Here is a 21,350-nt window from a genome sequence, read left to right on the forward strand (position 1 = left end):
CGGGGCCGCCGTTAGTAGCCGCAGCTGCCGCCCGCCAGCGCCTGCTCGCTGCAGCGTTTGCCGTTCGGCAGCGCGCACATGCCAATCGCCGAACCATCGAGCTGACGAGCCACCGATAACGAGCCGCCTATCATGGCGCAGTTGGCCTGACCGGCGTCGCTCATCGCCGCCCGCATGCCTGGCGTGACGTGCGCCGCCGTGGCCTGCTGAACGGGTTCACTACTGCACGCCGACAGCAACAGCGCCGCACAACCTACTAATATCGCAGCTCGCATTCTCTCTCCCCTCGGAAACGTCTTAAAAAAGCAAACCCCAGAATAATAGGCAGCGTGGCGGGCGGCGTCGAGGGGGGAAGTACGTATTTATGCGCCTCATTAACATTTTCTAGCAAATTTTCGCCGAAAGCTTGATCTGCTCCGGCCTGGTCGCCGGGCGCACGTGACTCGACACTCGGCAGGAAGCCATTTTCTCCGCGAACCATGCAAAATATTGATCTGGTCACGGGTGGCCGGCGCATTGAGGACACAAATGCAAAAATGGCCGCGCCAACGGTTTGCTAAACTACCCCTTATATAATTACAGGGCGCGTCGCGGTTTCACGTGTCCATTCTTTTGCGCAATGTAAGGGTGTCTTCATATGATTACGATTGATGGTAATGGCGCGGTCGCTTCCGTCGCGTTTCGCACCAGTGAAGTTATCGCCATCTACCCGATCACGCCCAGTTCAACGATGGCGGAACAGGCCGACGCCTGGGCCGGCAATGGGCTGAAAAACGTCTGGGGCGATGTTCCCCGCGTGGTCGAAATGCAGTCGGAGGCAGGCGCCATTGGCGCCGTACATGGCGCGCTGCAGACCGGCGCCCTCTCCACCTCCTTTACCTCATCGCAGGGTCTGCTGCTGATGATCCCCACGCTGTACAAACTGGCCGGCCAGCTGATGCCGTTTGTGCTGCACGTCGCCGCCCGCACCGTCGCCACCCACGCGCTATCGATCTTCGGCGATCACTCCGACGTCATGGCCGTGCGGCAGACCGGTTGCGCCATGCTGTGCGCCAGCAGCGTCCAGGAGGCGCAGGATTTTGCGCTGATCTCGCATATCGCCACCCTGCAAAGCCGGGTGCCGTTTATTCATTTCTTTGATGGTTTCCGCACCTCGCACGAAATCAACAAAATCGCCCCGCTGGCGGATGACACCATTCGCGCCCTGCTACCGCAGGATAAAATCGCCGAGCATCGCCAGCGCGCGCTCAATCCGGAACACCCGGTGATCCGCGGAACCTCGGCCAACCCCGACACTTACTTCCAGTCCCGGGAGGCCACCAATCCGTGGTACGACGCGGTCTATGACCATGTTGAGACGGCGATGGACGACTTCGCCGCCGCCACCGGCCGTCAGTACAAACCGTTTGAGTTTTACGGCCACCCGCAGGCAGAGCGCGTGATCGTCATTATGGGTTCGGCCATCGGTACCTGCGAAGAGGTGGTTGATGAACTGCTGAGCCGCGGCGAGAAAGTCGGCGTGCTGAAAGTGCGCCTCTATCGCCCGTTCTCCGCCGCCCACCTGCTGGCAGCGCTGCCGGAAAGCGCCCGGGCGGTAGCTGTGCTCGATCGCACCAAAGAGCCTGGCGCGCTTGCCGAGCCGCTGTATCTCGATGTGATGACCGCCCTGGCGGAAGCCTTTAACCGCGGCGAGCGCGAGACGCTGCCGCGCACCATCGGCGGCCGCTATGGCCTCTCCTCCAAGGAGTTCGGCCCGGAATGCGTGCTGGCGGTATTTAGTGAACTGCAGTCCGCTCAGCCGAAGCCACGCTTTACCGTCGGTATCTATGATGACGTGACCAATCTATCACTGCCGCTGGGAGAAAATACCCTGCCAGCAGAGGCCAAGCTCGAGGCCCTGTTCTACGGTCTCGGCAGCGATGGCAGCGTGTCAGCCACCAAAAACAACATCAAAATCATCGGCAACTCGACCCCGTGGTTCTCGCAGGGCTATTTTGTCTATGACTCGAAGAAAGCGGGCGGCCTCACCGTCTCGCATCTGCGCGTCAGCGAAAAACCGATTCGTTCTTCGTATCTGATTTCGCAGGCTGATTTCGTCGGCTGCCACCAGTTGCAGTTTATCGATAAATACCAGATGGCCGAGCGGCTGAAGCCCGGCGGTATTTTCCTGCTTAACACGCCGTACGGCGCCGATGAGGTCTGGTCTCGCCTGCCGCAGGAAGTCCAGGCCACCCTGAATCAGAAAAAAGCGCGTTTTTACGTGGTCAACGCGGCGAAAATCGCCCGCGAGTGCAGCCTCGGCGCGCGCATTAATACCGTGATGCAGATGGCGTTCTTCCATCTCACCCGCATCCTGCCGGGCGACAGCGCGCTGGCGGAACTGCAGGCAGCCATCGCCAAAAGTTACAGCAGCAAAGGCCAGGAGCTGGTGGAACGCAACTGGCAGGCGCTGGCCCTGGCCCGGGAATCGCTGGCGGAAGTGCCGCTCCAGCCAGTGAACGCCAGCAGTCCGAACCGCCCGCCAGTGGTCTCCGACGCCGCGCCGGATTTCGTCAAAACGGTCACCGCCGCGATGCTGGCCGGCCTCGGCGATGCGCTGCCGGTCTCCGCCCTGCCGCCGGACGGCACCTGGCCCATGGGCACCACGCGCTGGGAGAAACGCAATATCGCCGAAGAGATCCCCATCTGGAAGGAAGCGCTGTGTACGCAGTGCAACCACTGCGTCGCCGCCTGCCCGCACTCGGCGATCCGCGCCAAAGTGGTCGCGCCGGAAGAGATGGAGAACGCCCCTGCCAGTCTGCACTCGCTGGACGTCAAATCCCGCGATATGCGCGGACAAAAATACGTTCTGCAGGTCGCCCCGGAAGACTGCACTGGCTGCAACCTGTGCGTTGAAGTGTGCCCGGCGAAAGATCGCCAGAACCCGGAGATCAAGGCCATCAATATGATGTCGCGCCTGGAGCATGTGGAAGAGGAGAAGGTCAATTACGATTACTTCCTCAACCTGCCGGAAATCGACCGCACAAAACTGGAGCGGATTGATATTCGCACCTCGCAGCTGATCAGCCCGCTGTTTGAATACTCCGGCGCCTGCTCCGGCTGTGGCGAAACGCCGTATATCAAACTGCTGACCCAGCTGTATGGCGATCGGATGTTGATTGCCAATGCTACCGGCTGCTCCTCCATTTACGGCGGCAACCTGCCCTCGACGCCGTATACGACCGACGCCAACGGCCGCGGCCCGGCATGGGCCAACTCGCTGTTTGAGGATAACGCTGAATTCGGGCTCGGCTTCCGCTTAACCGTCGACCAGCACCGTCAGCGCGTGTTGCGCCTGCTAAGCGAATTTGCCGACAAACTGCCGGCAGAGTTGAACGCGGCGTTACATGCCGAGGCGACGCCGGAAGTACGCCGCGAACAGGTGGCGGCCCTGCGCCAGGCGCTGGCCGGCGTGGACGGCGCTGAAGAGCTGCTGACCGATGCTGACGCGCTGGTGGAGAAATCCGTCTGGCTGATCGGTGGCGACGGCTGGGCCTACGATATTGGCTTCGGCGGTCTGGATCATGTGCTGAGCCTGACGGAAAACGTCAACATTCTGGTGCTGGATACCCAGTGTTACTCCAACACCGGCGGCCAAGCGTCAAAAGCCACCCCGTTGGGGGCAGTCACCAAGTTTGGCGAACACGGTAAACGCAAGGCGCGCAAAGATCTGGGCGTCAGCATGATGATGTACGGTCATGTCTATGTGGCGCAGATTTCGCTGGGCGCGCAGCTGAACCAGACGGTGAAAGCGATTCAGGAAGCGGAAGCCTATCCGGGACCGTCGCTGATCATCGCCTACAGTCCTTGCGAAGAGCACGGCTACGATCTGGCGCTCAGCCACGATCAGATGCGTCAGCTGACCGCCACTGGATTCTGGCCGCTCTACCGCTTCGACCCGCGTCGCGCCGACGAAGGCAAACTGCCGCTGGCGCTGGATTCTCGTCCGCCGTCCGACGCGCTGGCCGAGACGCTGCTCAACGAGCAACGCTTCCGTCGCCTGAACGCCCAGCAGCCGGAGGTGGCGGAGCAGTTGTGGAAAGACGCCGCCGCGGATCTGCAGAAACGGTATGACTTCCTCGCCCAGCTGGCCGGCAAAGCGGAGAAATCACCGAGCGAAGGCTAAGGTTATTTTCCATCCTGCAGCCATAAAAAAAGCCCGAACATGTTGTTCGGGCTTGTCGTTTTACCGATAAACAAAATCATTCCGCAGAATGAGACGGCAACAATAAATAATTGGCATGACAATTAAGGCATATAACGCGCGAATAATACGTGATTATCCTGGGCATGTATAATTTTTATTTTGTATATTATCCACGGATATATTCAGCATAATTATCAACATTTCTTTGGTATTATTTATTTTAGATTTTACTTATATCGTAACAATTGAGTCTTACCATATCTCAGACCGCTCCTTTAGCATGAGTTCACTTCCTTCCCGGAAGCTAAAACATAAAAACAGTTAAAGGAATTTCTTCATGAAAAGAAAAGTACTGGCCCTCGTTATTCCGGCTTTATTAGCCGCCGGTGCCGTCCATGCGGCGGAAATTTATAATAAAGACGGAAATAAATTAGATCTCTATGGCAAGGTAGACGGTCTGCACTATTTCTCCAGCGATTCGAAAAAAGACGGCGATCAAACTTATTTGCGTTTCGGCTTTAAAGGCGAAACCCAGATCAACGATATGCTTACCGGCTATGGTCAGTGGGAATATAACGTTCAGGCCAACAACACCGAGAGCTCCAGCGATCAGGCGTGGACCCGTCTGGCATTCGCGGGTATCAAAGTCGGCGATTACGGCTCCTTCGACTACGGTCGTAACTACGGCGTGCTGTACGACGTCGAAGGCTGGACCGATATGCTGCCGGAGTTCGGCGGCGACTCCTACACCTATGCGGATAACTTTATGGCAGGCCGCGCCAACGGCGTCGCGACCTACCGCAACAGCGATTTCTTTGGCCTGGTGGAGGGTCTGAACTTTGCCCTGCAGTATCAGGGTAAAAACGAAGGTCAGAACGCGCAGGATATCAACGTCGGCACCAATAACCGCAGCAGCGACAGCGATGTTCGCTTCGACAATGGCGATGGCTTCGGTCTCTCCACCTCTTATGACTTCGGCATGGGCATCAGCGCGGCAGCGGCCTACACCTCTTCTGACCGTACCAACGATCAGATGACCCAGACCAATGCCCGCGGCGATAAAGCCGAAGCCTGGACCGCCGGCCTTAAGTACGACGCCAACGATATCTACCTGGCGACCATGTACTCAGAAACCCGCAATATGACCCCGTACGGCAATGACGGCGTGGCCAATAAAACGCAAAACTTCGAAGTCACCGCGCAGTATCAGTTCGACTTCGGCCTGCGTCCGGCCATCTCCTACCTGCAGTCCAAAGGCAAAGATCTCTATAATAACGGCCGCTACGCCGATAAAGATCTGGTCAAATATATGGACGTTGGCGCTACCTATTACTTCAACCGTAATATGTCTACCTACGTTGATTACAAAATCAACCTGCTGGATGACAACGACAGCTTCTACAAAGACAACGGTATCTCTACCGACAACATCGTCGCCCTGGGCCTGGTTTACCAGTTCTAATGCGCCAGCCCGCCGGTTCCGGCGGGCTTCTTCCTCCCGCCGTACAGTAGATAAAACAAAACAATATATCCCGCTGGTTAAAATAGCCGTCCATTTAGTGATATAGTCGTGCTCAGTCAGTGCTTGCCCGAGGACGTCCACTATGCATCATCACCCGGTAAAATCATCCCGAATTATCTCTGTCGCCTACGATGACGCCTCCGCCACACTGGAAATCTATTTTTATCACCAGCCGCCGTTGCAATATACCGGCGTGCCACCGCGTATTTTCCGCGATTTTTTACAGGTGGTGTCAAAAGGACGATTTTATGACGGCGTGATCAAAGGGAAATTCCCCGAACGCAAGCCACGTTAATGTCAAAGTGTGACCACGGTCATGATACAAAACGTGCTCTAATGCCGTACAATGTGAGGGGATACTTAAACAGGAGGTTTTTATGAGCAGAATGATTCTTGTCCCTATCGATATCTCTGATAAAGAATTTACTGAACGCATTATCAGTCACGTTGAATCGGAAGCACGGATTGACGACGCCGAGGTCCATTTCCTCTCCGTGATCCCTTCCCTGCCCTATTATGCCTCACTGGGAATGGCTTACACCGCCGAACTGCCGGGTATGGATGAGCTGCGCGAAGGAACGGAAACGCAGCTTAAAGAGATCGCCAAACAATTTTCCATCCCGGAAGATCGGATGCATTTTCACGTCGCCGAAGGGTCGCCAAAAGATAAGATCCTCGCGCTGGCCAAGTCGCTACCCGCCGACCTGGTGATCATCGCGTCGCACCGGCCAGATATCACCACCTATCTGCTGGGCTCCAACGCCGCCGCGGTGGTCCGCCACGCCGAGTGCTCAGTCCTGGTGGTGCGTTAACGCCACAGCCCGCCGCCCGGCGGGCTTTTTATTTCCGCTTACACCGCCTCCGCCTGCCTGCCCGCAGCGGAAAGTGCCGGAAAGATGCTGACATTCCGCCCCTGAATCCGTACCATACACGCCACGGTTGTCTGTCAGACCTCATTAATTGCTACGCGCCAGCGCCACGTTGTCCAGGCTGGCAGAACGCGTGCTCTTCTGATGCCACACTATGAATTGAGCCACTATTACATGCTGCAAAATCAAGAAATCAGTAAAAAAGAAAAATACAACATCGATAAGTTTCCCAAATAATTTCAAGCCCCTGAATTTATTAATTTTATCTTCTAATACAGTCAGTTATTACCCCATAAGAACAACGCCAACCGACGCCAGCCTACGAATTTAATGCCCTTTTTTGCCCCTTTTTCTTATCCGATGCCCCTTCTATGCCCCTCTTTTGCGAGCAGCTTTCCAGAAAGAAAAAGTGCATGTTTACGACAATATCCTCCCATGGCATCATCTCCTGCGTTAATCATGTAATTTTCGGTGCGCAACACTCTTTCATGATAACGGCCTTCCCTAGGAAAACCCATCAGTTGGCCATCACTCGCAACGTCTATACTTTTAGTCTTACTGACTGGAGGTTTCTATGTGTGGACGTTTTGCACAAGCCCAAACCCGTGAAGAATATCTGGCTTATTTGGCTGAAGAGGCCGAGCGCGATATTGCATACGATCCTGAGCCAATTGGGCGTTACAACGTGGCACCTGGGACTAAAGTTTTGCTCCTGAGCGAACGTGATGAGCAACTGCATCTCGATCCCGTTCACTGGGGTTACGCACCAGGGTGGTGGGATAAACCACCGCTGATTAATGCCCGGGTGGAGACCGCAGCCACCAGCAGGATGTTTAAACCGCTTTGGCAGCACGGTCGAGCGATCTGCTTTGCCGATGGCTGGTTTGAATGGAAGCGTGAAGGAGACAAGAAGCAGCCCTATTTCATTCATCGTGCTGATGGCCTGCCAATATTCATGGCAGCGATCGGCAGCGTGCCTTTAGAGCGCGGCGACGAAGCCGAAGGTTTTTTGATAGTGACCGCTGCGGCCGATCAGGGGTTGGTCGATATTCACGACCGCCGGCCGCTGGTTCTGACGCCGGAAGCAGCACGCGAATGGATGCGCCAGGATATAGGCGGAAAGGAAGCCGAAGAGATAGCAGTCGACGGAGCAGTATCCGCCGACCATTTCACCTGGCACCCGGTATCGCGAGCGGTAGGCAATGTGAAAAATCAGGGGCCTGAATTGATTGAGGCTATCAAAAGCCTGTAGCTTTGATGACGTCCGGAATGTGCCAGAAGAGGACGTTCGGTCCGATAAATGCAATCAGTACAATGTTTTTGAGAAACAGACAGCTTCTTCTCTTCCTATGTATGGACCATAATTTTCAATACGAACATATCCATTTTTCTCATAAAAGCTGACGGCCCGGTGGTTGATATGTCGGGTTTCCAGCTTCAGTTCTCGATATCCCATTTGCTTAGCAGAGGTTTCCAGAAAAGTAAGTAATGCACTACCCACGCCAGGCTCACTTCGATCTGAAAACATTCTTTTAAGCTCAGCTATGTTTTGCGTTAATGGGCGGATTGCACCGCATCCGATCGCATCGCCATGTGTATTTTTTGCCAAAGCCCATACTGCTTTGTCATTGTTCATAGCTTCAACGGTGAAGTTGGTTTTGCCACTATCGCCAGTAATAGCGGCAAGTTCTGCAGACAGCATCTCGATTAATCGATAAGATTCTGAAGAAAATGGATCTGATTTCTCTACTGTTATCATGGTTATATCCTGCAAAAGGAATTCAACTAGAATATAGGCCCCTGCTTGGAAAAGCATCAACTTGGAACAAGTAATAGGACAACACTGATCCGTGGCTTTATCGGGGGTGCAATGTCCGTTTTTCGCTCATGGCGGACCTCACGCTCAGTGATTAAGTCCGCTCCGTGCAAGGAATGAACCATTTAAGATGACCATTCAATCTTCCAGCAAACTCATTTCTTCAGAGAGCCACTGTCTCAGAATTCGTATTTTAAATGAATCCTGATTATCCGAGCGATAAACTAAATCGTATCCCCGCTCAGCCTTAAGTTTGTATTGCGGAAACAGGACAACAAGCCTTCCAGCAGCTACATCATCTGCAATCAGAACACTGCGTCCCAGAGCAACACCCTCGCCACGTATAGCAGCCTCAGTCGCCATGCTGCCAAGAGTCCATAAGGGGCCGTGATGGCAGCAAAATTTTTTTTCTCCGGCCATTTCAAACCATGCCTCCCAGTTCGCCAACATTCTGTATTCATGAAGAAGAACGCAGTTTGACAGCTCCTTAATTTCTGTCAGACCATTATGTTCTTTAAGAAAACTAGGGCTACAGACGGGAGTAACTGTTTCATCGAAGATACGCTCATACGAAACGTCGCGGTAATGGCCAAGACCGTAACGAATGGCTGCATCTACCTGACCATCATTTAGATCCACATTACTGTCAGTAACATCCAGCTGAATATCAAATTCTGGATATCTCTGCCTGAAGCGGCTCAGACGCGGTGCCAACCATTTGCTGGCAAATGAAACCGTTGTACTGACACGTAAACTTTTTTCAGGGTTCCTTCCGCGCAGACGCTCAGATTCCATCATTAATTCATTCAGAAGACGGGTGACAGTGCGATGATAGTCAGCCCCTTCCTGAGTCAGTATTATCTGTCGGGTCAGCCTGAAAAATAGTTTTAACCCCAGATGCTCTTCAAGCTTCCGGATTTGCCGGCTTATCGCGCCATGCGTTACGTGCAACTCTGCTGCTGCCAACGTCATGCTGGAAAGCCGTGCTGTAGCTTCAAAAGCACGCAGAGTCTGCAATGGGGGAAGGCAATCAAATATCATACGCGTGATAATAATTCACGCATATTGTGAGAACAAATGATTTGTCAGGCCAGAGTCCGAAAAACAAAATTAGCACATAGAACATTCACATTGGCTTTACGATAAGCGGAGGAATGATGGAAAGCTTGTTTGTCTACGGGACCCTGGGGCCTGGCCGACCTAATGCTCATGTTCTTGAAAAGATTGGGGGGACATGGCAGGAAGGCCACGTTGGTGGTTCTTTATTAGATAAAGGTTGGGGTGCAGAGATGGGATATCCGGGGATCGTATTAGATGATTCCGGTAATCGTGTACAGGGTTTTATTTTCATGTCAGAGAATTTGCATCTTCACTGGCACATGCTCGATGAGTTCGAAGGTTCTGAGTATGAACGGGTACCAGTAGAGGTAACTACATATTCCGGACAGACTGTAAAATCATGCATCTACATGCTCAAAGCATAAACTATGAGACCTGCTGTGAGCTACTACACGATGGCTGAAGCATCTCTGGCAAGCGATTCTTAAACCTTCATGCGTAATTCTTTGTCATGACCGATGTCCTCTACTCCTTCTAGCGGGTCTTAAGCGCTTCGTCCGTTCTGTGCCAGGAGCGGACGCTGCAGTATATTCCGCTTTCGGCTCGAATAGGACTGAGGTAACGTAGCGGAAATATTTTTCCGGACTCAACCAAGATGCCTTCCATCGAAACGTTTATAACTTTTCTTCTCGCGCTGACGCTTCTGGAGATTTCTCCGGGGCCAGACATGATGCTAACTATCGCCCGAGGAGTCGGTCAGGGAAGACGTATTGCACTGCTTACGGTACTGGGTAATGTTTTTGTAGCAGGCTTTGTGCAAGTTTCTTTTCTTGTCATGGGGTTGGTAACCGTTGTTCATGCCTGGCCGGTGGCGCTAGATCTGCTAAGGTGGGCTGGTGCGGCCTATCTGATGTGGCTGGGCATAAAAATGATTGCAACTTCAGGCACTGATACGCGGCTGCGAAAAACGGCAAAAATTTCTGACTGGAATGCCATTAAGGAAGGTGCCCTGAACAGCCTGACGAACCCAAAATCTCTGTTGTTCATGTTTGCTTTTCTTCCTCAGTTTGTCGATCCCGCCGAGGGTCCTGTCTGGCTGCAATTGCTTGTTCTGGGGAGTATCCAAAAGCTGGCTGGAATTGTTTCACTGGGGTCAGTTGCAATGGCATCAGGAGCATTTGGAAACTGGTTAGGTAAACACCCAGGCTTTATAAAATGGCAGGAAAGATTTACAGGAGTTGTCATGGTAGGCCTCGGTATCCGCATGTTGTTTAGTGGGTCTGGTGTAGTATCGAAATCTGCCAGATAAGTTTTACCGAAACGGTAAACCCAGCGTCCGCTTTTCGCTCATACAGGCTCAGACAACTCACTGGGCTTGCCGATTTGTGCCAATAGATACCATTCTGTTTCCCCCAAATCATACCGTTGCTATCTCTTTTCTCGGTCCCTTTTCCCGCGCCAACCACTAAGCACCCTGTGATTCATGAGCAAAACTCATAGCGTTATGCTCTTTAGCCTGGTTAATTCCTTTGTTCATAACCGCTATGCTTTATGCATCGCCAGTGCCAATCGTCAAGGTTACTGCCACAGCTTGTAAACGAGGGTTATTATGAAAGATGTTATTGTTGTTGTCGGTAGCGGCTCGATTGCCCAGGCTATTGCACGACGTGTTAGTGTGGGAAAACATGTTTTGCTGGCAGATATCAAAGCTACAAACGCACAGCAGGCAGAAAAAACGCTTTCCAGGGCCGGTTTCGAGGTAAGTACAACAATAGTTGATGTCAGCTCACGTCAGTCGATACAGCAACTTGTGAAAACGGCGTGCAATACAGGAAACGTCAAAGGAATTATTCATACCGCAGGATTGTCACCTTCTCAGGCGAAAGCACAGGATCTCATCCGCGTGGATCTCTATGGAAGTGCTGTGCTATTTGAAGAATTTGGTAAAGTCATTGCACCGGGTGGCTCATGTGTGGTGATTGGTTCGCAGTCCAGTCATCGTTTAGCCATTGATGAGCTGACTCAAGCTCAGGCCGATGACCTGGCAACATTATCTCCCGAAGCGCTGCTGGAGATGCCCTTGGTGAAAGAAATTAAAGACAGCCTATATGCTTATCAGATTTCCAAACGCTGTAATGCGCTTCGTGTGATGTCAGAGGCCGTGAAGTGGGGTAAACGGGGGGCACGAATTAACTGCATTAGCGCCGGTATTATTTTTACACCGCTGGCCTATGACGAACTTAATAGTGCTGAAAGAGGTGAGTTTTACCGAAATATGCTGGATAAATCACCGGCAGGCAGGGGGGGAACACCGGATGAAATAGCTGCCTTAGCGGAATTCCTTTTTGGGCCGAACGGGACATATGTAACCGGCAGTGATCTGCTTATGGATGGTGGTACAACAGCCTCTTATAAATACGGTGATTTACGACCTCAATAAAACCATGATGTAACATGGATTTAAATTGATAAGATCAACCCTCACCCTGGAGCGCAGATATGTAAATATTACACCCTGGCTCTCCAGGTACGCTTTTCGCTTTAAGCGGACTCCGGAAAGAGTAGAACCAACGATCGGACAATGTAATATTAATTGGCTGAATCACCTGACTTCGAGCAAGTCACTATATCTTGTGGTGTACCGAGGCGAAAGCATTTCTCGCTTCATCTGCCAGGTAGTCTGGATTCCTTGGCCGGCAAAGTACAGCGCCCCTCTCCCATTTTTGGCATTCAGATGATCCAGGACCTCCATCAGTTTTCCGCTATTTTTCCGCGGTGCGTTATCGTCAAACAGGTTGAGCTGGGCCACGCCCTGACTGTAGAAATCACCAAGCATCACGCCTGCTTTCTGATAGCGATGTCCATCTCGCCATATTGCATCGAGGCATTTCGCCGCCGCGGTGATGATGTCCCTGCTGTCCTGGGTTGGAGTTAGCAGCTTTACTGATGCGCTGTTCCCGTAGTACGGTTCATTCAACGCAAAGGGGCTGGTTTTAACGAACGCTGAGATGAACCGACAATACTGATGCTCGCCACGGAGTTTCTCCGCGGCACGGGATGCGTATAAGCATATCGACTGGCGCATCTCTTCGTAGGTGGAAATCCGCTGCCCGAAGCTGCGACTACATACAATCTCCTGCTTTACCGGCGCGAACTCCTCAAGTCCAAGGCATGGCTCGCCACGCAGCTCCCGCACTGTTCTTTCCAGCACGACATTAAAATGCTTCCGGATAAAACGGATATCGGTATCAGCCAGTTGAAGCACCGTTTTAATGCCCATTGCCTCCAGTTTTTTACTGATGCGGCGCCCGACTCCCCAGACCTCATCCACCGGAAGCAAAGCCATCAACTTCCTCTGTCTTTCAAGATTAGACAGATCCACCACTCCTCCAGTCTGTCGCTGCCACTGTTTCGCAGCATGATTGGCCAGCTTTGCCAGGGTTTTAGTCTGGGCTATGCCGACGCCGACCGTGAGGTGCGTCCTGCGCAGAACCGTCTCACGAATTTCCCTGCCAAAATCGGTAAGATCGCGACAGTTACGAACACCAGTCAGATCGCAAAATGCCTCATCAATACTGTAAATTTCGCAGCGTGGAGAGAGTTCCTCCAGCGTTGTCATCACTCGGTTGGACATATCGGCATAAAGCTCATAGTTGCTGCTAAACGCGATAATACCGTGTCGGCGAAACATGTCCTTTTGCTTGAAATAAGGTTCACCCATTTTGACGAAGGGCTTCGCCTCTGGCGAGCGGGCGATCACACAGCCGTCGTTGTTTGACAGAACGACCACCGGACGCCCTTTCAGGTCAGGACGAAATACGGTCTCGCACGATGCATAAAATGAATTCACATCACAAAGCGCAAACATCTTAGCCAGCTGATTTAATGATGTACGTAACCACCCCGAACACGTCGAGAGTGTCCTCACTACCGACGACTATTGGCGAATATGCAGGGTTCATTGGGTTAAGCTGAACCCTTGGATGCAGTTGCAGCTTCTTAACGGTGAATTCCCCATCCACAGCAGCAATAACGATATCACCATGAACTGCGGTCCTTGAGCTATCCACTACCAGAAGATCACCCTCCCCTATGCCGGCGTCTTTCATGCTGTCGCCCGCGGCTTTGACAAAATACGTCGCACTGGGGTGGTTAACGAGCAACTCGTTCAGATCGATACGTTGCTCAACGTAATCCTGCGCAGGGCTTGGAAAACCACATTGCACAAGGTCGCTGTACAACGGGAGCAGCATGATCTGACGTAACTCAACGGGAGTGTAGAACTGCATAATAGTCTCGCTCACATTAATACTGTTTTTATAAACAGTAGTTTTAACAGGGCGACATATCAATATAGGTTCTGGCTATCAATTTACGCCATTGACGTAACACATTGATGTAATGAGTAACGAGCGCTTTCTATACTGAACTGTTTGCCGGTTTTGCGAGCAGTGCAAATCCGGCATTATGCACCTATACCTATAACACTGACTCCATAGTAAACAGCTCTTGACGAGTTTTTGTATACGGTCTGCTGAAACGTTCAACAAATTAAACGGGCATAGGGTTTCCTATGAAACATTACCTGTTAGCCTGTAATAGCATTAATGAGGCCAGGGTGAAATTATCTTTAACCTTCCCATTTTTTACAAGCTCAATAACTTCATCATAAGTATAATAATCACAACCTATAACACCCTCGCTTGATTGCAATGATAATTGAGATGTATCTTTCACTTCACAAACAACAGCCCGAACATTGTCAGCAATCAATCCTGAATCAGTAACCAATTCACCTAACAAATAGCTATTGACCGAAACGAGATTCAATTCTTCTCTAAGTTCGCGTTCGGCGCCATCTATATGAGATTCGCCATTTTCAATAAACCCTCTTGGAAACTCAATAAGCACAACACCATTTCTTGAGTGTTGGATTAATGCGTACTTCCCATTACATTCAGGAATAACAACAACACCGCCATGCTTTTGGCTTATACGCAAGTGCCCGGATTCATTAAAAAACACCGTCACGTATTGATTTTCAACAATAATCTTATTCAAAATTTACAATCCAAGTTTTATGATTTGCTGACTCGCGAATTATCATTATAGTATTGTAGAAATAATATACAACATATGCTAGGTAAAACGCGCACTCAACTAACACTATGATTTCTTTATTACTTACTTTGAGTAAAGACATAACCTCTTTAACTAACATCACAACCGGAAACCCGGAAATAAGAGTCATCCCAAGAATGACTCGATTTTCAATACCGGAGAACATTTTAGCAAGCGACATCTCATGATATTCCTTTTCTTTCTTATCGAAGAAAGACTTAATCTCTAAATTAAGAGCATCTAATTCAAAGATGTTTTTCGATATCACTTTATTAAGCGCTAACGCCGAGTTAGCATATTGCATATGCCATGAACGTAAACCAGACAACGTTCTGATTGTCATACCACTAATCAGACATATAACCACATTAAAAAAAATAGGAGAGTACGGACTTACCAGTAACTTGCTAATTGCTGAGTATGAGCCGAAATAAAACGATATAACAACCAAATAAAAAGCTATTGCCTGATCACGCTTGGTCGATTGTTCTTTCAAATGTTCGTTGCACCGCTCATATACCGAAAGCAGGAAATCTTTAGAGACTGACATCAAACCCCCTATTTATTAACATGTTATGTCCAGTTTAGATAATTCTATACCACCACCGCTTAATGTCACATTAAAAGATGAATGTGTTAAGCATACTCCGCATAACAAAACCCGTTAACCACCTTCAAACACCACAACCAGTTCGCCGGTGAACCGCTTTATTGGGCAGGAAAATATTTATAAATAGTTTTCACCCCAACCCCGATGACATCGGCTACCTGCTGCCGGGTAGCGCCGTTCTCCAGCATTCTGCGGCACCGCTCCACAACCTCAGAGGTCATTACCCGGCGGCGTCCGCCTACTCTCCCCTGCTCCCTCGCTGCGGCTAAACCCGCTCGGGTTCGCTCGACAATCAGCTCTCTTTCCATTTCCGCCAGGGCGCTCATGACATGGAAGAAAAAACGGCCTGCTGGCGTACTGGTATCGATGCTGTCGGTCAGACTGCGGAAATTTACCCCGCGCGCCTGTAGCTCCGACACGAGCGTAATCAGATCGCGCACGCTGCGGCCCAGCCTGTCTAGCTTCCACACCACCAGCACATCGCCCGGTCGCAACCGCCGTAACGCGCGCTTTAACCCTGGCCGCCGGGCATTTTTCCCGCTAGCCATATCCTCAAAAACCAGCTCACATTCTGCGCGGATCAGCGCATTTTTCTGTAAATCGAGGTTTTGATCCCCGGTTGAGACCCTGGCATAACCAATCAGCACGTTTTAACTCCTTGAAATGGCTGATTGTAAAAAGCCGCGGCCATTCGCTCAAACCCTCGTTTGGGCGAAGCCTCTTTTTGGAGCAAAAAAACATGGCCTTTGATCCGCCTCTTGGGAGCACGTCGCCCGCGGTGCTGCTCGATAACGCCACTCGCCTGGACGAACTTGTTAACGGGCCAGCGGCCACCGTTCCCGACCGTGCCGGGCAACCGCTGGACACCTGGCGCCAGATCGTGACGATGATGCTTGCTGCTGTCACTGATGCGCAGAACAGCATTACCGCTATTGGGCTCCCCTTTAATACGCTCTCTGATGCTCAGGCTGCAGTAGCTGCTGGAAAAATACCAGAAGGGTCCGTGACATGGGTTAGAACTACGGACAGCGCTGCCCTTGCGGATGAGTACAAAAACATAAATGGGGTTCTGACGGCTACCGGACGTCGGATGCCTTCTCAGGATGCCGTGGACGCACTTTCGCGCCAGTTGCAGGATTCGATTGTTACCGGAGATGTACCAGGGTTTTGGCTGGCACTGAAAGACTCTGCGGGCTGGATTTCATGGGGAGTGGATGATCAGGGGGGATTTGGATCACGGGCTGCCTACCTCGGGACAGACAATATTCTGGCGGGAAATATCAAAATCCTGTTTACCAATGATGTTGGGTTACGGTTTCAGGACCCCGAGGGATTCTATATCGATGTGCTGGATAATTTCGGACGCTATCTGTTGGGAGATTCAGGCGGCGGTTCTTCATCTGTTGACAAAGTCAGCATTCTGGATTTGAAAAATAAAGCTTACGCGGCGGAAGTTTCCCGGCGCGTACTGACACGGCTGAAATTTCCGACTGAGGCGTATAACCATTTTTTGATGGAGTGTCAGAGCCTTGGTATGGGGTATATGAGCTGGCCGGTTGTCAGCAAAACGCCTAAATATGATTCGCTAATGCTGGGGCAGTCTGTTCGTCCGGCGAGCACGACGAACAATGCGTTTGTCCCCCTGGGCGTAAATGCGTGGCAACCTCTGCGGGCAGTTGTACAGTCAGTCTCTGGCAGCGCCATTCTGTCCGATGCGGAGCAACTTGCACTGGCACGAAGCGCGGTTAATGAAGGGGAGAGTCCGATCGTTGGCGCGGTGAACGGATTCAGACGACATTTCCTTGAGGCGCACTGTCTGAGTGCTGACGCTGGTCGACTGTTTGTCGCCTCCACGGTCGGTGTGTCCGGCCAGTCAATTGCCAGCCTGATGGACGATACCAAATATTTTAATCGTGTCGTTGAATGCGTAACGAAGGCAAAGGCCCTGGCTGACAGCGAAGGGAAAACCTATTCGGTTACCGGGATCGATTTCGTTCAGGGACAACGCGACTATGATGACGGAACGCCTAAAGCCACATATAAATCGCAACTTGGGCAACTCTACAACAAAGTCAATAATACCATTCGTGGGATCACCGGCCAGAAAGACAATCCAGCCTGGTTTATTTCTCAGACGGGATACACATACAGTCCTAATCCGGCCACGCAGCCGGTGAACGCTGTCGAGCTTTGGGTGGGAATGGCGCAATGGGAATTTTGTCAGGAAACTCCCAACTGTTTCCTCATTGGCCCGGACTATCAGTTGCCGGACAAAGGTGGCCACCTGATGACCAACGGCAGTCGCTGGCTGGGCTGCTATTTTGCAAAAGCGAAAGACCGCGTATTAAATCAACGTCGCCCGTTTCAGCCGCTGGCCCCCATCGAATTTACCTGCGTAGGCCGAGATCTCCTGGGGAGTTACTACGTTGATCGGCCACCAATAAAATTAACCAGCCCATTCAGGGCAGGTACCAGAACGCCGATCACTAACGCCGGATTTCGCGCCTGGCATATGATTGATGCCGATCCGTCAGGCATAGGGACAGAACTGAATATCACCAGCGTTGCTGTTGCAGCCGACACGGTTATTCGCCTGACATGCGATACAGAGCCACAGGGGAAAGTCCGGGTGGCTTATGCCACACGTCCCCAGTATGGGCAGGGCATGGTAACTGATTCTGATAAATACGTACCGGATGAAGTGTACGAATATGACCCGCAGTTCACCCAGTGGCCGGAAGAGAACATTCCGGAGCTGATCGGCAACCCCTATCCGATGGAAAACTGGTCTATTGCCTTTTCCATGACCTTCACTAAGGATCAATAAATGAGCCTGGCAATTCAGAAAGATGTCGATTTTTCTGCGGTGGCTACCGGTTATTTACCTCCGGTAACTGCAGGCGTGGAGTACTTCAATTTTTTTAACAGCGAAGACTCGCTGACACGCAACCTGATCCCCAACAAGCCGACTCCTGCAAAGAACGGGAGTCCGCTCTTTAACACCAACGGACAAAGCTTTCTGCTGACCAACCTGCTTAATTTCATCAATACCGGGATAAAACTGACTGATGAAATGACCATTATTACAGTGGCAGAACCAACCGGCGCGGATGGTAATTTCCCGACCTGGTCCACTACAGGTTCGCCGATTACAAATGGAGGGAGTTTCACGTCACAATCCTTTATGCGTCAGAGCGCCACCACGCGAAACCCAACGCTGTCGCTGAGTTATTCCACTGATGGTTTCATCACCCGACAGAACCTGTCGTATGGGGTATCGTCGGGTGTTGATAATATCAGGCTCCGCGCCATAGCATCGGCATTCAGTCAAACAGCAAAAACGTCCAGCCTTTATGATCTGACGAATAATAAAAATGGCCAGGCGCCTTTGCCAGCAAATGGTGTTTATGGAAAGGCAGGTAATATCCTGTTGGGATCGCATTACAACGCCGCAGAGAGCTCAAAGGGTAATCTTTACGCGGCCGCGATTTACAGCCGTATGCTCTCAACAACTGAGATCAATCAGGTATATGCTGCGTTAAAGGCTTATTACTCAAAGCGTGGCATATCTGCATGATCTTATTCTTAAAAAAAAGAAATAGCTGGAAATGCTAGGAATTTTCCTAGAGCATATTGCTGTGCGCAAAGACGCACACAGCAATAATGTCATTTATCATCTTTCCCCCGGCGTGCCTCCGGGGGACATTTTTCTATCTGTTTGTTAAAACACGAAAAACGGCATCTTTGATTAGATAACCCCCAGTTGCCGGATCCGGGTGAATGCCATCCTCGGCAAACCAGGAATGAACCGAGCCATAGGCATAATCTGCCGGATTATCTCCAAAAATGTACTGCAGGTTTATAAATGCACAGCCAAGCTCGGCAGTGACGGAACGGGCCCGTTTTGCCATTGTTGCCATTGTTGTCGGGTTATCTGTGCGCTCATTCTCGCAGGGCATAACGAACAGGATATCTGCACCCGGCAAAGCCGCCCGAATGCGGGCAATGAACGAGCGGAGGTTATTCTCGAAAGCCGTCGCTCCTCCCGTAATTCGCTGGTCGTTTGTGCCTGTCAGAATGATTACTGTGTCGAGCGCCAGCTCCGTCAGCGCCTTCGCAAAATCACCCGCATCCATTGATAGCCAGCTGGCGAGGCTTGAACCGGATGCACCAAGCTTGTGAACACGTACACCTGCCCCAGTTGCCAGGGGATTTAGTCCGCAGAGCGAAACGGTACCGGACACGTTCTCAATGTTGAGCACGTTCGACGCATTTACTGTAGCCGGTGGGTTAATATTAACAAACTGCAGCCCGCTACCTTGTACGTTGAGCGTCGTCCATGCCCCTCCATCCCAGTTATATCGAATAACACCGTCACCAGTACCCACATACCCAAGCCTGCACGTTGACCAGCCACCATCAGACGTGCCGGGAACAGTAGCTTTCAGCTTATCCCCTGGTGTGGATGACGTAACCACGGCAGTATCCGGAGAGCTGTTTGTGGGATTTTTAGTTCCGCTGTAGCTAAATAACCAGTTACCCGTCCATGTGAACAACGTTTTCAATACGTCTGAACTGCTCGGAGAAAACACATTGGCGTTAATTATGCTCTCTGAGGTTGCATGTCTTCCAAACGACGTCCATCCAACCCCCGATCCAGCGCCATACTTTGCTCTCAACGACTTTGCTAATGGCTGTGAAAACCGGTTTGGCTGTGTTGGCCACGAGTCACCAAAGATACCGACGGTTAGAATGGTCGATGCTCCTGATTCCAGCTGGCTTAACTTCATACGACCAACACGGATTTGATGCGCTCTTTCCACATAGTCAGAAATAACTGCAGTGTTCGTCTGAGGTATCAGCAGTGGATCAAGCTGAACAGCATAGGGCTGGTAACCCGTCGCCTCGCTTCCCTTTTCAAACTGCATTGTGTTCAGAACCGTTTTGGCAACGGTCATTCTGATGTAAGCGGCACCTGTCGGTATTGTTAAAGTTCGGGGTGTTGCCGGAGATGTAGATGCCTGCTCACCTGACAAATAGTTTTTGTTTGCATCGTAATATGCAGTTTGATGAGCATAGTGTTGCGTATAGGTGTTCCCTGCAACAACCGGGATAAAATCTGAGGCATCATAAGTTACATTTGTCTTTATTGTGCCCGTTGAGGCATCAACATATGAATCAGGTGTCACCGCACTCTTATCGAAGAGGTTAACGCCAGGAACAAAAAAGGCGGCCTTTTCTACTGTCACCGCCTTTTTCTGTATCGCATCGGTCGAGACCGCTCCCGCGCTGAGAGGGACAGGATAAGGAGAAAGAGGACGTCCAGGAACAACCAGGTTAGCGGAAGCGTTTGCAGTAATCACGAACACAACAGCCAGCTCTACCAGTCCAGCGTTAGCCGTATTTTCCACCCGAATATCTAACCTGACTGCCCCGGCAGGAATAGTCAGCGTGTTTGTAAAACTGTTTACGCCCGTCGCAGTGGCATATTGCAATCCCTGGGTGCCAATCTGTGTACCAGACGTATCCCTGAAAACATAGGCCACGCGCCCGCCTGCGTTGGCATACCATGCAGTAACCCTCGTACTGATTACATCCCCCGCCTTCAAACCGCAATCAGCAAGCCATGCCGTTCTCGCTGCCACACCTCCCGCTGCTGGCCCCGCCACAATGGCCGGGAACCCCATCCTTGAATTTGTATTCGCCGCTGCTGTGATTGACCCCAGGGGGATATGTGTTTTCCCGCCAAGGGAAGGATAAAGAAGAAGCAATTCGCAAAGCGGATCAAACAACACATTAAGACCGCCAAAAACAGCCCTGATAATGGCGTCCACGGCCTGCTGGGAGGGCATTTTTCGGCCGGTTGGCTGTAGCGTCCCGGCGTTATTGATAACCTCAATTGCAAGCGCACTGTCATCCGGGCTGCGGTAATACGTGGTGCTTCCCACCGGAATATTCACGATATCCGCCTGCGCCGCCGCCAGCGTCATATATTGCTTGCTGAGCGGGATTAAAGTTTGATGGATACCGCGCCAGGTATACAGCAGTTCACCCGCACGGTCCGGAAAGGTTAATTCCGAGGACTGCATCAGTTGATCGAGACGCCGGACATTTTCCATAAAAATCTGAGGATCGGTGGTGCCCAGTGGCGGAATAAACTCGGCCAT

General features: G+C 51.3%; 19 protein-coding genes. 10 read left to right on the forward strand and 9 right to left on the reverse strand.

All coding sequences use genetic code 11. The features are described 5' to 3' along the window. Positions 1–11: 11 nt before the first annotated feature. A complete protein-coding gene (locus R0140_RS15135) occupies positions 12–275 on the reverse strand; it encodes a putative hemolysin (RefSeq protein WP_008805145.1) in 264 nt (87 codons plus the stop codon). 362 nt (positions 276–637) lie between these two features. Here R0140_RS15135 and nifJ point away from each other — a divergent pair, with 362 nt between their 5' ends. From nifJ to R0140_RS15160, 5 genes are all read left to right on the forward strand, one after another. After that, complete coding sequence (gene nifJ / locus R0140_RS15140) at positions 638–4,165, forward strand: pyruvate:ferredoxin (flavodoxin) oxidoreductase (RefSeq protein ID WP_032739766.1); 3,528 nt, start codon at positions 638–640, stop codon at positions 4,163–4,165. A 358-nt stretch (positions 4,166–4,523) separates the two neighbouring features. Further along, complete coding sequence (ompK37, locus tag R0140_RS15145; protein ID WP_022066059.1) at positions 4,524–5,648, forward strand: porin OmpK37; 1,125 nt, start codon at positions 4,524–4,526, stop codon at positions 5,646–5,648. Positions 5,649–5,790: 142 nt separating this feature from the next. Further along, the gene (locus tag R0140_RS15150; protein WP_008805148.1) at positions 5,791–6,003 is read left to right on the forward strand and encodes a KTSC domain-containing protein; all 213 of its coding nucleotides are present in this window, start codon (positions 5,791–5,793) and stop codon (positions 6,001–6,003) included. 82 nt (positions 6,004–6,085) lie between these two features. Further along, entirely contained in the window at positions 6,086–6,520 is a 435-nt protein-coding gene (gene uspF / locus R0140_RS15155) for a universal stress protein UspF (RefSeq protein WP_008805149.1), read from the forward strand. 631 nt (positions 6,521–7,151) lie between these two features. After that, complete coding sequence (locus R0140_RS15160; RefSeq protein WP_317703829.1) at positions 7,152–7,829, forward strand: SOS response-associated peptidase; 678 nt, start codon at positions 7,152–7,154, stop codon at positions 7,827–7,829. Between the two features lie 54 nt (positions 7,830–7,883). Here R0140_RS15160 and R0140_RS15165 read toward each other — a convergent pair whose 3' ends face one another. Both R0140_RS15165 and R0140_RS15170 read right to left on the reverse strand, forming a co-directional pair. After that, complete coding sequence (locus tag R0140_RS15165) at positions 7,884–8,336, reverse strand: GNAT family N-acetyltransferase (RefSeq protein ID WP_101993531.1); 453 nt, start codon at positions 8,334–8,336, stop codon at positions 7,884–7,886. Between the two features lie 195 nt (positions 8,337–8,531). Continuing rightward, positions 8,532–9,365 (reverse strand): LysR substrate-binding domain-containing protein, encoded by an 834-nt coding sequence (locus R0140_RS15170; protein ID WP_317703830.1) that lies wholly within the window; start codon positions 9,363–9,365, stop codon positions 8,532–8,534. A gap of 185 nt (positions 9,366–9,550) precedes the next feature. Here R0140_RS15170 and R0140_RS15175 point away from each other — a divergent pair, with 185 nt between their 5' ends. The 3 genes from R0140_RS15175 to R0140_RS15185 all read left to right on the forward strand — a co-directional run bounded on the left by R0140_RS15175 (position 9,551) and on the right by R0140_RS15185 (position 11,892). Next, positions 9,551–9,877, forward strand: a complete 327-nt coding sequence (locus tag R0140_RS15175) for a gamma-glutamylcyclotransferase family protein (RefSeq protein WP_116696124.1) — start codon at positions 9,551–9,553, stop codon at positions 9,875–9,877. Between the two features lie 230 nt (positions 9,878–10,107). Beyond that, on the forward strand, positions 10,108–10,761 hold the full coding sequence (locus R0140_RS15180; protein ID WP_232673667.1) for a LysE family translocator: 654 nt from the start codon (positions 10,108–10,110) through the stop codon (positions 10,759–10,761). Between the two features lie 300 nt (positions 10,762–11,061). Continuing rightward, a complete protein-coding gene (locus R0140_RS15185) occupies positions 11,062–11,892 on the forward strand; it encodes an SDR family oxidoreductase (protein ID WP_101993515.1) in 831 nt (276 codons plus the stop codon). Between the two features lie 162 nt (positions 11,893–12,054). Here R0140_RS15185 and R0140_RS15190 read toward each other — a convergent pair whose 3' ends face one another. The 5 genes from R0140_RS15190 to R0140_RS15210 form a co-directional block, all read right to left on the reverse strand. Next, positions 12,055–13,320 (reverse strand): Y-family DNA polymerase, encoded by a 1,266-nt coding sequence (locus tag R0140_RS15190; protein ID WP_117241609.1) that lies wholly within the window; start codon positions 13,318–13,320, stop codon positions 12,055–12,057. A 1-nt stretch (position 13,321) separates the two neighbouring features. After that, positions 13,322–13,741: a translesion error-prone DNA polymerase V autoproteolytic subunit gene (locus R0140_RS15195; RefSeq protein ID WP_004179627.1), complete on the reverse strand. Its 420-nt coding sequence runs from the start codon at positions 13,739–13,741 to the stop codon at positions 13,322–13,324. Positions 13,742–14,033: 292 nt separating this feature from the next. Beyond that, positions 14,034–14,513 carry an NUDIX hydrolase gene (locus R0140_RS15200; protein ID WP_142483068.1) on the reverse strand — a complete coding sequence of 160 codons (480 nt, stop codon included), beginning with the start codon at positions 14,511–14,513 and terminating at the stop codon, positions 14,034–14,036. Then, positions 14,506–15,123: a hypothetical protein gene (locus tag R0140_RS15205; protein ID WP_023304798.1), complete on the reverse strand. Its 618-nt coding sequence runs from the start codon at positions 15,121–15,123 to the stop codon at positions 14,506–14,508. Before R0140_RS15205 ends, R0140_RS15200 begins: the two co-directional genes overlap by 8 nt. A gap of 158 nt (positions 15,124–15,281) precedes the next feature. Then, positions 15,282–15,830, reverse strand: coding sequence for a recombinase family protein (locus R0140_RS15210; RefSeq protein ID WP_064168987.1), 549 nt, complete (start codon positions 15,828–15,830; stop codon positions 15,282–15,284). Positions 15,831–15,841: 11 nt separating this feature from the next. Here R0140_RS15210 and R0140_RS15215 point away from each other — a divergent pair, with 11 nt between their 5' ends. Further along, positions 15,842–18,010, forward strand: coding sequence for a hypothetical protein (locus tag R0140_RS15215; protein ID WP_317703831.1), 2,169 nt, complete (start codon positions 15,842–15,844; stop codon positions 18,008–18,010). Further along, positions 18,011–18,760, forward strand: coding sequence for a hypothetical protein (locus R0140_RS15220; RefSeq protein WP_210711432.1), 750 nt, complete (start codon positions 18,011–18,013; stop codon positions 18,758–18,760). A gap of 133 nt (positions 18,761–18,893) precedes the next feature. On the opposite strand, the gene R0140_RS15225 is transcribed toward R0140_RS15220, so the two are convergent. Further along, a complete protein-coding gene (locus tag R0140_RS15225; RefSeq protein WP_317704059.1) occupies positions 18,894–21,350 on the reverse strand; it encodes an SGNH/GDSL hydrolase family protein in 2,457 nt (818 codons plus the stop codon).

Source organism: Klebsiella sp. w6 (genome assembly GCF_033100215.1).
In the GTDB taxonomy this organism is placed as follows: Bacteria; Pseudomonadota; Gammaproteobacteria; order Enterobacterales; family Enterobacteriaceae; genus Klebsiella; species Klebsiella variicola.